13 protein-coding genes are annotated in these 13,796 nt (G+C 59.4%); 6 read left to right on the plus strand and 7 right to left on the minus strand.

Features of this window, described 5'->3' with window-relative positions:
* Nucleotides 1–315, plus strand: a complete 315-nt coding sequence (locus V7756_RS14330; RefSeq protein ID WP_335610872.1) for an SCP2 sterol-binding domain-containing protein — start codon at nt 1–3, stop codon at nt 313–315.
* A gap of 234 nt (nt 316–549) precedes the next feature.
* Nucleotides 550–1,317: an SDR family oxidoreductase gene (locus V7756_RS14335; RefSeq protein WP_335610873.1), complete on the plus strand. Its 768-nt coding sequence runs from the start codon at nt 550–552 to the stop codon at nt 1,315–1,317.
* Between the two features lie 48 nt (nt 1,318–1,365).
* Here V7756_RS14335 and V7756_RS14340 read toward each other — a convergent pair whose 3' ends face one another.
* From V7756_RS14340 to V7756_RS14355, 4 genes are read right to left on the minus strand one after another with little or no spacing between them, the layout of a single operon-like run.
* Nucleotides 1,366–2,028, minus strand: a complete 663-nt coding sequence (locus V7756_RS14340; protein WP_335610874.1) for a hypothetical protein — start codon at nt 2,026–2,028, stop codon at nt 1,366–1,368.
* 19 nt (nt 2,029–2,047) lie between these two features.
* Nucleotides 2,048–2,887 carry an NAD(+) diphosphatase gene (nudC, locus tag V7756_RS14345; protein WP_335610875.1) on the minus strand — a complete coding sequence of 280 codons (840 nt, stop codon included), beginning with the start codon at nt 2,885–2,887 and terminating at the stop codon, nt 2,048–2,050.
* Nucleotides 2,887–4,560 carry a ferrous iron transporter B gene (locus V7756_RS14350; protein ID WP_335610876.1) on the minus strand — a complete coding sequence of 558 codons (1,674 nt, stop codon included), beginning with the start codon at nt 4,558–4,560 and terminating at the stop codon, nt 2,887–2,889. Before V7756_RS14350 ends, nudC begins: the two co-directional genes overlap by 1 nt.
* A 42-nt stretch (nt 4,561–4,602) precedes the next feature.
* Complete coding sequence (locus V7756_RS14355; protein ID WP_335610877.1) at nt 4,603–5,415, minus strand: crotonase/enoyl-CoA hydratase family protein; 813 nt, start codon at nt 5,413–5,415, stop codon at nt 4,603–4,605.
* A 302-nt stretch (nt 5,416–5,717) separates the two neighbouring features.
* Here V7756_RS14355 and nhaB point away from each other — a divergent pair, with 302 nt between their 5' ends.
* Nucleotides 5,718–7,214 (plus strand): sodium/proton antiporter NhaB, encoded by a 1,497-nt coding sequence (gene nhaB, locus V7756_RS14360; protein ID WP_335610878.1) that lies wholly within the window; start codon nt 5,718–5,720, stop codon nt 7,212–7,214.
* An 88-nt stretch (nt 7,215–7,302) separates the two neighbouring features.
* Here nhaB and dnaQ read toward each other — a convergent pair whose 3' ends face one another.
* Genes dnaQ through V7756_RS14375 form a run of 3 tightly spaced genes read right to left on the minus strand, consistent with a single transcriptional unit; the run spans nt 7,303 to nt 9,256 of the window.
* Nucleotides 7,303–8,031: a DNA polymerase III subunit epsilon gene (gene dnaQ, locus V7756_RS14365; protein ID WP_335610879.1), complete on the minus strand. Its 729-nt coding sequence runs from the start codon at nt 8,029–8,031 to the stop codon at nt 7,303–7,305.
* Nucleotides 8,019–8,486 (minus strand): ribonuclease HI, encoded by a 468-nt coding sequence (rnhA, locus tag V7756_RS14370; protein ID WP_335610880.1) that lies wholly within the window; start codon nt 8,484–8,486, stop codon nt 8,019–8,021. Before rnhA ends, dnaQ begins: the two co-directional genes overlap by 13 nt.
* Nucleotides 8,486–9,256, minus strand: a complete 771-nt coding sequence (locus V7756_RS14375; RefSeq protein ID WP_335610881.1) for a class I SAM-dependent methyltransferase — start codon at nt 9,254–9,256, stop codon at nt 8,486–8,488. Before V7756_RS14375 ends, rnhA begins: the two co-directional genes overlap by 1 nt.
* Before the next feature lie 184 nt (nt 9,257–9,440).
* Here V7756_RS14375 and gloB point away from each other — a divergent pair, with 184 nt between their 5' ends.
* The 3 genes from gloB to V7756_RS14390 all read left to right on the plus strand — a co-directional run bounded on the left by gloB (nt 9,441) and on the right by V7756_RS14390 (nt 13,795).
* Nucleotides 9,441–10,220 carry a hydroxyacylglutathione hydrolase gene (gloB, locus tag V7756_RS14380; protein ID WP_335610882.1) on the plus strand — a complete coding sequence of 260 codons (780 nt, stop codon included), beginning with the start codon at nt 9,441–9,443 and terminating at the stop codon, nt 10,218–10,220.
* Between the two features lie 65 nt (nt 10,221–10,285).
* Nucleotides 10,286–11,821 carry a LysM peptidoglycan-binding domain-containing protein gene (locus V7756_RS14385; RefSeq protein ID WP_335610883.1) on the plus strand — a complete coding sequence of 512 codons (1,536 nt, stop codon included), beginning with the start codon at nt 10,286–10,288 and terminating at the stop codon, nt 11,819–11,821.
* A 132-nt stretch (nt 11,822–11,953) separates the two neighbouring features.
* Complete coding sequence (locus V7756_RS14390; RefSeq protein ID WP_335610884.1) at nt 11,954–13,795, plus strand: extracellular solute-binding protein; 1,842 nt, start codon at nt 11,954–11,956, stop codon at nt 13,793–13,795.
* The last annotated feature ends 1 nt before the right edge of the window (nt 13,796 follow it).

The following is a 13,796-nucleotide window of genomic DNA, read 5'->3' on the forward strand; positions in this document are numbered from 1 at the left end:
ATGACTAGCGTTGCAGAAATCACCAGCAAGATGGAAACCAAGTTCAACTCAGCCGCTGCCGCCGGCCTGGATCTGGTTTTCCAGTTCAACATCGAAGACGACGAGAACTTCAACGTAACGGTCAAGGACGGCACTTGCGCCGTAGCTCAGGGCAACGCTGAAGATCCCAACGTTACCCTGATCATGGACAAGGATACCCTGGAAGGTGTCATGACCGGCGAGACCGATGGCATGCAGGCATTCATGTCGGGCAAGCTGCGCGCCGAAGGCGACATGATGCTGGCGCTGAAACTGGGCGAACTCTTCCCGGCCTGATCCCGTCTGGGCAATGAAACCGGAGCCTGGCTCCGGTTTTTTTATACCTGTTGCCGCCTCGCCATAGACCACACCCATTGGCCTGCAACACCCAGTCTGATTAACCTTCGATGGCCTTGTTCGCCAGGCCTCCGGTGGATTAGATTAACCGACTGCATCAGCCTGCCCGCACGCCAATGGGCGGCCTGTATCTGTTTTGCCGGCTTCTGCCGACACCCAACAAGGAACACAGCCATGCAAAAAACCCAACTCTTTGATCTCGACGGCAAGGTCGCGCTGGTTACTGGCGCCAGTCGCGGTATCGGCGAAGCCATCGCCAAACTGCTCGCACAGCAAGGCGCCCACGTGATCGTGTCCAGCCGCAAGATTGACGACTGTCAAAAGGTTGCCGATGCCATCACAGCCGCCGGCGGCAAGGCCAGCGCCATGGCCTGTCATATCGGTGAGATGGAGCAGATCGTCGCCACGGTCGCGGCCATTCGCGAGCAGTTCGGCAAGCTGGACATTCTGGTCAACAATGCCGCCACCAACCCCTACTTCGGCAACGTGCTGGATACCGACCTGTCAGCCTTCCAGAAGACCGTCGACGTGAACATTCGCGGTTACTTCTTCATGTCGGTCGAAGCCGGCAAACTCATGCGCGAGAACGGCGGCGGCGCCATTCTCAACGTCGCCTCGGTCAACGGCATGGTCCCTGGCGACATGCAGGGCATCTACTCCATCACCAAGGCTGCCGTCATCAATCAGACCAAGGTCTTTGCGAAGGAGTGCGCGCAGTTTGGCATCCGTTGCAACGCCCTGCTGCCCGGCCTGACCGATACCAAGTTTGCCTCGGCGCTGACCACTAACGATGCCATTCTCAAGAATGCTCTGCAGCGCATCCCACTGCGTCGCGCTGCCGATCCGTCAGAGATGGCGGGTACCGTTCTGTATCTGGTAAGTGATGCGTCCAGCTACACCACTGGCACGGCTATCAATGTCGATGGCGGCATGCTGGCGTAAGCCGACGAAGAAGCAAAACCGGATGGCCGCCGGACGCACCGGCGGCTGTCAGTTGAAGCGTTTCATTGCCGCCGTTGCGGCAGGATTAAGCGGCACTGGCGTAAGGCCTGTAGGCCCCAATTCCAGCGAAAACTGCGCACCGTCCGTCAATGGTATAAAACGCACCTCGAAGGCATCTGCCTCAAGCAGTCGATGCGCTTCAATATTATCTATCCATGCCCAGAGATCACGCCATGGCGGCGTGCTATGCAAATTGGGAAGCAACTCGCGACCATTGGCGCTGCTATCGTGTTGCTGCTCAAGCGCCAGGTAACGCCCAAGTAAACGGTGCAGACGATAGCCATCGACCAACCCTAGCGCCCCTGGCAGTCCATGCCAGCGCAATACTTCGACCTCCAGCTCCCAAAGATCGCCGGCAATACGCACCGTCTCATTGCCCTGCGGCCCGGTGAGCACGGCTTCGTACTGCTGATTGCCCACCTTGTTGAAGCTGAGCGTGCCCACAGTAGCGGCCCTGGGTTCGATTTCGGTAAAGTTCTGCAGATCCCAGGCCGCCAGGCCAAGCATCACGGCCGCAGCCAACAGCGCCAGCAGCACATTACCCTTGAGCCAGCCCAGCAGCCAACGCAGGCGCCAACCAAAACGCAGCGCCAGCACAGCCAGCAATAGCGCCACACAGCCTACAAGCACCGCCAAGACAAGATACTGCATACCTGCTCCCTGGTTCATTTCAGACGGGCACCGGGGGCGCTTCTCTGCCCTCCAGGCGCGCCAGATAAGAGTCAATCAGCCAGCGCGAGATGGTGCCACGTGGCGGAATGCTGGGCAGACTGTCGACTGGCCACCAATGCGCCTCCTCAATCTCTCCCGGCTGCGGCACTATTTCGCCACCGGCATACTCCGCATGAAAGCCGAGCATCAGCGAATTGGGGAAAGGCCAGTTCTGGCTGCCCAGATACTGCAGATTGTCCACCTCCAGGTTGACCTCTTCCTTCACTTCACGATGCAAGCAATGCTCGACCGATTCACCAGGCTCGATAAAGCCGGCCAGGGTGCTGAAAAAACCAGGCGGAAAATGCGGCGAGCGCGCCAGCAATACCTCCTCGCCCCGGGTCACCAGTACTATGATGCAAGGCGCAATCTTGGGGTATTCACGACGCTCGCACGCCAGGCACTCCATGGCACGCTCGTCACTACGCAACTGCATTTGCTGCCCGCAGCTACCGCAAAACTGATGCGTTTGATACCAGGCATTGAGTTGCTGTGAAAATCCCAGTAGCCGAAACAGCTGGTCATCAATCTGTCCAATCAGACTGCGCAGCCCGTGCCAACTGAGCCCGGGCATGCTCATGCTCTCGCTCAGGCAAAGCAACTCGCACTGACGTCCGTCCACCAGACCCAGCGCCAGGCGGTGCGCGCTGTCACCAAAATAGATGGCCTGGTCAGCGTCGTGCAGCAAGCTGCCGTCATACATGGCGAACTGGTTCTGATGAATGACGACTACCAGCGCTTCTGTGGCGGCGCCGCGCGCAAAACTGACTGCGGGCTCGAATTGGCGAACAAAACGCATTAAGACTGTGTCCCCGAAACGGCATAACCCAATTCGGCCAGGCTTTCCTCGGCCAGTGTCAGCACATCGCCGGTGGACACTGCCGCGCGCTCGGCCGATTCCAGATAGAACTCGATACTGGTGAGGGCATCGGCCAGCACCTCCAGCTGCTGATCCTTGGGCACCTGCTTGCGCTCGAGCATGGTTTCACGGATAAAGCTTGCGGCCATGTGGATTACATTGGCGGCGCGACTCATGCCCAGGAATACCAGACCACCGCGGACGGTTTCCAGCGAGGGCGGCACGTTCAGCAAGTGCATCGCATCATTGCCCGACTCCATATAGGCGGTAATCGCGCGCTTGGCCAGGGCCAGTCCGGCCTGTGATTCCTCGATCAGCACAATACGCGCCTCTTTCAACTCCAGGGGCTCGCTGAAACCGTCTGGCCCCACGGCGGCCTGTTCGTTGTCATCACCGCGCGCATCCAGATGATTGACCGCGGTTTCGGCGCGCAGCACCGCATCGGCGACGTGCTCCAATGTTTCCAGCGATTGCGGACTTTCGCTGCTCCAGCCAGCAATCTGTCCGCAGACCGCCTGAATGGCCTTGGACTCGGCCTGCAGATCAAGCATCCCCAGCGTCTTCCAGAGCCGCTCTAGCCCGATAGACAGGGTTTCCAGCGACTGGTCGGCATCCCCCGCGTTACGCGCGAGCAGATCCAGCAAATCCTTGATGGCAGTTATTTCTTCGCGCAACGCCTCGGCTACCGAGTGCATGACATCCACGCCCGGACCGCGCAGACGTCCGAAGGCGTTCTGTATTTCCAGTTCGGTGAAACCGGGATCAGGTAACTGGTAAGCCTGCGCGACCTCCTGGCTGCGCGCACAGTTGCCGTCAGCCAGGGCAACCAGATACAGCAGTTCATGCAGCAGCTGGGCATTGATGCTGTCGGCTCCGCCCCGCGCAGCTCGCCTTACCTCGCGATCAAGCATTGAGAACAGACGCTTGCGTGGAGCGGTCAACTCCAAGGGCGTCTGCTCGATGGCTTCCAGCGCCGCACTGGCGACCCAACACAGGGTTGCTGTCTGGGCGCCAAGGCTGCGTTCGAAGCGTTGCAGGGCGCGTTGCATCAGTGGGGTCGCAGACGCCAGACCGTCATCACGGATCAGGCCCAACAAGCCCAACTGATACATCTGCCGCAGACGATTGAATACCTTTGCCTCCAGCCGCTCGTCAGTGCCGGAGCGAAAGTTGGTGGGCAGACCCGCAACCGGCAGGGGGTAGAAGTGGCTTTGCGGCAACACGGGCACACCGGGGCGATGCGCGCGCAGCTGATTGATGGTGGGTAGCAGCAATTCGGGACGTTCCCGGCCGGTCTGGCGTGCCTGGTCGAGATAACGCTCTAGTAGAAACAGCGCATCGCACAGTGCAGAAAGCTGTTCATTGCGCTCATCACCATCATGCGTGGGAATGTCGGTTGCCAAGGCGACCATTTCGTCCAGCAGCTCGGCGGCGCCCTTCAGCTCGATCAAGGCGAGCGTACCGCGCAGTTGCTGCAAACCTTCTATTGACTGCTGCAACAGGTTGCCGTTCTGCCGGTCATCCAGGAAGCGCTGCAGCTGCTCCTCGACTTCACCCATGCTGGCGAACAGTTCATCCCTGATCAGATCTAGTGACGTGGTACCGGTTAACATAGCATTCGCTCTCCCACCATCCCTGCGTACGTCCGCGGCCGCTCAGTCAGCAAACTCGGGAGTTTGCTTGCTCATGTGCGCAGCCATCGCAATTTTCATGTCTTCCGACTGCAGCATGGCTGCATTCCAGGTCGCGATGTAATTGAGACCATCTTCAACGCTGTGGTCGCGGCTGAAACGAATCATTTCCTTGGTGCCCCTGATCGCCACGGGCGATTTAGCGGCAATGCTCTGCGCCACTTCCATGACCCCGGCCAGCAAGGCAGCGTGGTCTGCATAGGTTCGGTTCACCAACCCGATGCGCGCAGCTTCTGCGCCATATACGGCGCGGCCGGTGTAGGCCATCTCTCGCATCATGCCATCGCCGATCAGCCGCGGCAATCGCTGCAGGGTGCCCACATCGGCGGCCATGCCCATGTCGATTTCCTTGATCGAGAAATGCGCGTCCTCGGTGCAGTAACGCATGTCACAGGCGGTGATCAGATCGATTGCGCCACCAATGCAGTAACCCTGAATGGCAGCAATCACCGGTTTGCGGCAATGATCAATGACATTGAACGAATGCTGCAGATGTAACACGTGGCGGCGAATGGCTTCGGCCTTGCGGGCAATATCCATGTTCATCTGTGACGCGGCCTGTCCCAGCATGGTCAGGTCGATGCCGGCGGAGAAGTGCTTGCCTTCACCGGATATGATGGCGCAACGGATGCTGTCGGTTTCATCGACCCAGCCGAAAACCTCGATCATCTCGGCCCAGAACTCGCGATTCATCGCATTGATCTTCTCTGGGCGATTGATACGAATGTGAGCCACTTTACCGGTCTGCTCGACCAGCAATGTCTTGAATTCAGGCATACTCGACCTTCTTTTTATGTCAGCAAAATCACCGAAGCGTCGGACAATGCCAAACAGCCCGCGCTTTTTTCTTGCATGACTATATCAAGCTAAAAGCAGAACACCATAACCAATCACTGAAGAATATGACCCAAGCTACTGAAAAAGCGCATGGCTTGTACGTCGGATGAGTTTATTCGCGGCCCCATTCCGGTACTATCGCGATGCCTGCAGTATCTTGCCTGCCGCTGCCATACGGCCAGGCCAGTGCATGCGACTCCGGTCGCTGGCTACTTTTTCCAACAATATGACAGGAACTCACCATGTCTAACGCCATGTTACCGGCCCTGGGGCATAACTTTCTTGGCCAGGCGCCCAACTGGTACAAACGTACCATTGTCGCCTTCCTGCTGCTCAATCCGTTGCTGCTGTGGGTCTGCGGCCCCTATGTCACCGGCTGGGTACTGGTACTGGAATTCATCTTTACCCTGGCCATGGCGTTGAAGTGTTATCCCCTGCTGCCCGGCGGGCTTCTGGCAATTGAAGCATTGCTGATCGGCATGACCTCTACCGAGGCACTGTACCGGGAAGTACTGGGCAACTTCCCCGTCATTCTGTTGCTGATGTTCATGGTGGCGGGCATCTACTTCATGAAGGATCTATTGCTGCTCACCTTCACCAAGCTGATCCTGGGCGTCCGCTCCAAGTCTCTGCTGGGCCTGTTGTTCAGCCTGGTCGCGGCGGTGCTCTCGGCCTTCCTTGATGCCCTGACGGTCACCGCCGTGATCATCAGCGTTGCGGTGGGCTTTTACGGGGTGTACCACAAGGTGGCGTCCGCCGGTGCTGGCACAGACAACCAGGATGGCCACCCGGCCGAAGACCCATTGCACCGCGAACATCTGGAAGAATTCCGCGCCTTTTTACGCAGCCTGCTGATGCATGGCGCGGTAGGCACCGCATTGGGCGGTGTCTGCACGCTGGTTGGCGAGCCACAGAACCTGCTGATTGCCAGTGTGGCTGGTTGGGATTTCATCGAGTTTTTCCTGCTAATGGCGCCCGTCAGCATGCCGGTGCTGGCCGCTGGCCTGCTTACCTGCCTGGTGCTGGAGAAGACCGGCTGGTTCGGCTATGGCGCACGCCTGCCACGCCCGGTGCGCCATGTGCTGGAAGAGTTTGCCGCAGCCGAGCAGGCCAAGCGCAAGGCACCCCAACGGGCCGCGCTGATGGTGCAGGCGCTGGCAGCCCTGCTGCTGGTACTGGGACTAGCGTTTCACCTGGCAGAGGTCGGTTTTATCGGGCTGATGGTGATCATCCTGATCACCTCGTTCAACGGCATCATCGATGAGCACCAGATCGGCAAATCCTTTCAGGAGGCTCTACCCTTCACCTCCTTGCTCGTAGTGTTTTTTGCCATAGTGGCAGTGATCCACGAGCAACACCTGTTCAGCCCTATCATTCACGCAGTACTGGCCTTGCCGCCAGAAAGCCAGCCAAGCATGTTCTTTCTGGCCAACGGCATTCTGTCGATGATCAGCGATAACGTGTTCGTGGCTACCGTCTATATCTCCGAGGTAAAAGAAAGCCTCGACAGTGGCGCCATCAGCCGCGAACAGTTTGATCGTCTGGCGATTGCCATCAACACCGGCACCAACCTGCCCAGCGTGGCCACGCCCAACGGCCAAGCCGCTTTCCTGTTTTTGCTGACCTCGGCCGTTGCTCCGCTAGTGCGGTTGTCTTATGGACGCATGGTGGTCATGGCGCTGCCCTACACGCTGGTCCTTGGCGGTGTGGGCCTGCTGGCCGTATCGCTATGGATCTGACGCTGCTGCAGTATTGAAAAAGCGAGGCCGGCATCAACCATTGTGCCGGCCTCGCTTTACCCATCTGGATCACCCCTGCGGAGCCTGACTACGGCCCAGGGGCGGGACCATTCCACAACGCAAAACCGGCAGTTTTCTCGATCGCAGCCAGACGCTCCTCATGCTGCTGCAACTCTCCGGCGCTGGCTCGCAGCACTTTCAGACCTGCTCGCAGCTCAGGGTTCAGGCGACGAATACTGCTGGCCGAATCACTGCCATCCTCGTTGCTCTGGCCGTTGGCCGCCAGCGAGAGCGCAGTCTGCCCGCCGGTCATCAGCAGGTAGACGTCGGCGAGAATCTCGGCATCGAGCAAGGCGCCGTGCAGGTCACGCTGCGAGTTGTCCACCCCGTAGCGCTTGCACAGGGCATCCAGACTGTTGCGCTGTCCCGGATGTTTCTCGCGCGCCATCAACAGCGTATCCAGCACGCTGCAATGCTCGGCTACCAGACCATGGCCCTTGCCCAGGCGCTCCAGCTCGCTATCGATGAAACCGACGTCAAAGGCCGCGTTATGGATGACCAGCCGCGCACCACTGATGAAATTCATGAAATCATCGGCGACATCGGCAAATAGCGGCTTGTCGGCGAGAAACTCACTGGAAATACCGTGCACCGCCTGCGCTCCTTCGTCGATGTCACGTTGCGGATTGAGATACACGTGGTAATGCCGCCCCGTGAGCCGACGGTCAACCACCTCGACACAACCGATCTCGATGATTCTGTGGCCTTCCTTGTGTTCAATACCCGTGGTTTCGGTATCCAGTACTACTTCACGCATGCGCCGCCCCTTTGTTCACTGAGGATGTGCTGCACACCCAGATTGGCCAGTTCGTCTGCAATTTCGTTCTCGCGGTGCCCGGTGTGGCCACGCACCCAGCGCCACTCCACTTCGTGCTCATTCACCAGAGCATCCAACTGCTGCCACAGGTCGACATTTTTTACCGGCTGCTTGCCAGCAGTCTTCCAGCCGCGCTTTTTCCAGTTGGGCATCCATTCGCAGACGCCCTTCATTACATACTGCGAATCGGTGGTCAGAACCACCTTGGCCGAACGCTTCAGCGCTTCCAGGCCGCGGATGGCCGCCAGCAATTCCATGCGATTATTGGTGGTGTTCAACTCGCCGCCATACAGGCTCTTTTCGTGCTCGCCCAGGCGCAGCAAAGCACCCCAGCCGCCAGGACCGGGATTGCCCTTGCAGGCACCGTCAGTAAATATTTCGATCGCTTGGGTCATTACCTTTCTCGTTTGTGCGTATGCCGGCTGCCCGCCGCCAGCGGCGGCAGGGTCAGCGTCGGAAAAGCCATGCCGCGCTGCCGTTGCGGCAACGCGCCATACATCTGCCGGCGGGCCAGCAGACAGTAAAATCCACCACCGGGCAGCAGGCGCTGCTCGCCCAGACGCTCAACAAAGGAAAGCCGCTGCAGCCAGGCCGGTGACAGGAGCGGCGGACGATAGCATCCATCCAGCCGTTTCTCCACCGCAAAACCCAGCAGTTCAAGCCAGTCTGCCAAGCGGCCGGGACGTACAAAACCAGCCTGCCCGAGCCAGCTCTGCCCCAGATAATGCGGCACGCCCCAGCTACTCAGCGGATTGAAGCCGAAGATCAGCAGGTGACCGCCGGCGCGCACTGCCTGGCTGGCTTCACGCAGCAGGGTTTGCGGCGACAGACTGAAATCCAGGCCGTGATGCAACACCACAGTATCCAGCGATTGCGGCGAAAACGGCCAGCGCGCCTCTTCGACGGCCAAAGTGCCGGGGCGCGTCTCCATATCCAGGTGCCAGTGATGGCGCATTACCTTGTCGTCAGGATCCAGCAGCCACGGTGCCAGGCCATACTGCACCAGGTGCTGACCAAAGCATTGTGGCAGCACCTCGCGCTGGGCTGCCCGTTCGGCCTCCAGCAGCATCTGCCCGGGCGCCGAATCCAGCCAGGTGCGCGCCTCGCGCAGCAGGCGCAGCAGATCGGCCTGACTGATGGAGCGAGAGGGCTGCAGACGTGCCATGGATTCTCCGTTAGCGATTGATACCGCAGTCCGTCGGGGGCTGACGATCCGCGCAGCGGTGATTGTCCTGGCGCAGCTGACTGCTCGCCATACGGCCCGTGCCGGAAAAACTGTCGGTGGCGCGGTTGTGATCGAACCGCAACAGACTCTAAGATGACTCTACAGATTACGGAATAGGCTATACATGTCTACATTTATTGCGCTACCGGCTTTCAATGACAACTACATCTGGCTACTGCTGGCCGAAGACGGCGAACGGCTGGCCGTGGTTGACCCCGGCGATGCCAAACCCGTCATCAACTGGCTGGGCAAGCACCCCGAATACCGTCTCACCGACATTCTGGTTACCCATCACCATCCCGATCATGTCGGTGGCGTTGCGGCGCTGAAGGCCGGTACCGGCTGCAAGGTGTGGGGGCCGTCCGCCGAGAACATCCCGGCGCGCGACCGGGCGCTGGATGATGGCGATACGCTCAAGCTCTTCGGCCAGACCCTGGAAGTGATTGCCGTACCCGGCCATACGCTGGGGCATATTGCCTATTATTGCGAAAACCAGGGCGACCCCTGGCTGCTGAGCGGCGACACCCTGTTCGCTGGCGGCTGTGGCCGGCTATTCGAGGGCACAGCTGAACAGATGCATAGCTCGCTGAACAAGCTTGCCGCCTTGCCTGCGCAAACCCGGGTGTACTGCGCCCATGAATATACCCAGGCCAATCTGCGCTTTGCCCAGGCAGTGGAGCCGGAAAACGCGGACATCCGGGTACGCCTTGAAGTGGTCGACGACCTGCGAGCGGCCGCGCGTATGACGCTGCCCAGCGACCTGGCCCTCGAGCTGCTTACCAACCCCTTTTTACGCGCCGATTGCGAGGCCGTGACACAGGCCGCAAGCGCCCATGCCGGAAAGCCGCTAAGCCCCGGACTAGAGACCTTCGCTGCTGTGCGCGCATGGAAGGACAGTTTTTGATCCCAGCGCGTCTTGACCCCACCAGGGTGACTCCATAGAATCACCCTCATTTTGTGGGGGCTAATATGCGTTATTCGGTTGTTGCCATCTTGCCCAAGCCTCTGGTGCTGGGCGCCCTTGCGGGGCTGCTAGCACTCACGGGCTGCCAGACAACGGAGCAGTCTGATTATCGCGCGCTGGGGCAGACACAGCAGCGACAATGGCAGCAAATGCCGCCAAGCCAACCAGCTGTCCACCCCTCTACCGCGGTTATCAGCGTTGAACCTCAAACCCCGGCCACTCTCTGGGGCCGCATCCGCGATGGATTCCTGCTCGATCCCGCTCTGATTGACAACCCGCGCATAGACCAGCAACGCCTCTCCTTCGCCAGCCAGCCCCGCTACTTCGAACTGACCACCCCTCGCGCGCAACGCTACCTTTATTATGTGGTGCAACAGCTGGATGAACGGCAAATGCCGCAGGAGCTGGCGCTGCTGCCCTTTATCGAAAGCGCCTATAACCCGCAGGCCCTGTCCAGCGCCAAGGCCGCCGGTCTGTGGCAGTTCATTCCATCCACCGGACGCAATTTTTCCCTGCGCCAGGATTGGTGGTACGACGGCCGCCGGGACGTGACAGCCTCCACCCAGGCGGCACTCGACTATCTCAATTTACTGCATGACTACTTTGACGGCGATTGGCTGTTGGCCCTGGCCGCCTACAATTGCGGCGAAGGTTGCGTCGGCCGCGCGGTCAAGCGCAACCAGGCGCTGGGCCTGCCCACTGACTACTGGAACCTGCAGCTGCCTCGCGAAACCATGAATTACGTGCCCAAGCTACTGGCATTGGCACAGATCATCGATAGTCCCACGACCTATGGCACGCACCTGCCAGAATTGGCCAACGAGCCCTACTTTGCTGAAATCACCGTCGATCAGCAGATTGACCTGCACAAGGTTGCGGAGATGGCCGACATCCCGACCGAGGAGCTGCTCAGCCTCAACCCGGCGTTCAATCAGCGGGTCACAGCGCCGCAGGGTGAGTATCAACTGCTGATCCCCATCGATCAGGCCGAACAGTTTACCCAGGCATTAGCCGAATTGCCGGACGACCAGCGCCTGAACTACCAGCGCTACCAGGTACGCCGTGGCGATACCCTGTCGCAGATAGCCCGTCGTTACCAGCTTTCGGTGGGCGTTATTCGCGACGTCAATGCTATCAACGGCAACCTGTTGCGGGTAGGCCAGACCCTGATGCTGCCCCAATTCGGCAGCACGCCGCTGCAGCTGCCGACGCCAGCTCAGGCACTGGCCTCCAACGCAGCACTCAGCTACCGCATTCAACCGGGTGACAGCCTGTGGAGCATTGCCCGCGCGCACGGCACCACGGTAAATCGCATCAAGCACTACAACGACCTCAGCGGCAACGCCCTCAGTGTCGGCTCTACCCTGATGCTGCCCGGTAATGGCGAGGACAACCGCAGCGTGACCTACACAGTCAGATCCGGTGATTCACTCTCGGCCATTGCCGCGCGCTTTAATGTACAGGTGGACAATATCCGCAGCTGGAACAAACTGGAACGCTATCTCAAACCTGGGCAACAACTGACCCTGTTCGTCCCCTGATTGCGGTCTGGCCCTTCCGTCTCACTGGCGACAATGATAGCGTTGAGCAATTGACGACAGGCGGACGATCAGAGCCCAAGCCGGGCTGATCGGCCGCGTTGCCGCCCGCTGGCTCTATCCACGCAGGTATTCATGACGCCGCAGTTTCGCCTTCCCCACCTTGCCGCGCTCTTGCTTTGCTGGCTGATTGCCTTACCCGCCAACGCGGCCGTGCACAAGCAGCACGGCTACGCGTTATATGGTCAGCCAAAATATCCGGACAGCTTCGAGCACCTTGATTACGTCAACCCGGATGCGCCCAAAGGTGGCACCTTGCGCGTCATGGGCAGCGGCACCTTCGATACGCTCAATCCTTATACCCTCAAGGGCACCAGCCCCATCAATACCGGCGACTTTGCTCAGTACGGCATCAACGAGCTGAACGAACCACTGATGGTCGGCAGCGGCATTTATGACCCCTCGGGTGATGAACCCTATTCCGCTTACGGATTGATCGCCGAAACCCTGGAATTTGCCGACAACCGCAGCTGGGTCGTCTTCAATCTGCGGCCGCAAGCCCGTTTTCACGACGGCACCCCCATTACCGCTTCGGACGTGGCCTTCAGCTATCGGCTGTTGCGCGACAAGGGCCACCCCAACTATCGCTCCATGCTGCAGGACATAGAACGGGTAGATATCCTCAGTGAACACCGTATCCGTTTCGTGTTCTCACGGGCCAACAACAGCCTGCTGATTCTGCGTCTTGGCGAGCTACCGGTACTGTCCGAGCGCTACTGGCAGGCACATGAATTTGGCGAAACCACCTTCCAACCTGGACTCAACAGCGGTCCCTACCGGGTGGTACAGGTAGACCCTGGCCGCAGCCTGACGTATGAACGGGTAAAGGACTATTGGGGCGCTGATCTGCCGATCAACCGAGGCAAGTACAACTTTGATCGCATGGAAGTCGAGTTCTACCGTGACAACAGTGTCGCCTTCGAAGCCTTCAAGGCAGGAGAGTTCGACCTCTATATCGACCACAAGGCCAGCAACTGGGCCAATGCCTACAATTTCCCGGCGGTCGCCAGCGGCGAGGTGCTCAAGCGAGCCATCGAGCACGAGATACCCAGCTCGACCCAGGCACTGTTCTTCAACACCCGCCGGCGCCCCTTCGACAACCTGCAGCTGCGCAAGGCATTGGGCATGCTGTTCGATTTCGAATGGTCCAATCGCGTGCTCTTTTACGGGGCGTATCAGCGCTCGCTGAGCTATTACCCCAACAGTCCGTTCAGCGCCAAGGGTATACCGGCGGGCCAGGAATTTCTGTACCTGTCGCCGCACCGTGAGGCACTCCCGCCGGAACTCTTCCTGCAGCCATTCAGTCTACCTGTCACCGATGGCCGGGGCATTCCGCGTGAGACCCTGCGCCAGGCGGTAGAACTGTTTGCGCAGGCGGGCTGGCAACTGCGCGAGGGACGATTGGTCAACGATGCCGGCAAGCCGCTGGTGTTCGAGGTGCTACTGGTTAATTCCAGTCTGGAACGAATCCTGCAGCCATACCGCATGAATCTGGCTCGGCTGGGCATCGATATGCATATCCGTACTGTAGACCGTGCGCAGTACAAGGCGCGACTGGATCAATTCGATTACGACATGATTCTGGGCACTCTGCCCCAGGGGCTGTCCCCTGGACTTGAGCAGTTCGGCTATTTCCATTCCAGCCAGCGCAATGTCAAGGGTAGCCGCAACTACGCAGGTGTGAACAATCCGGTGATCGACGACCTGATCGACAAATTGAGCGGCGCCACCAGTCGCAGCCAACAGGTAGCCGCCACCCGCGCCATCGACAGAGTACTGCTGTGGAATCACTATACAATCCCGAACTGGTATATAAACTACCATCGCATCGCCTATCGCAGCTGGCTGCAGACGCCAGATATACCGCCGTACTCCCTGGGTCTTCGCAGCTGGTGGCAAGCGCCAGCTGCACACTAGA

Source organism: Halopseudomonas sp., from assembly GCF_036961105.1.
Lineage (GTDB): Bacteria > Pseudomonadota > Gammaproteobacteria > Pseudomonadales > Pseudomonadaceae > Halopseudomonas.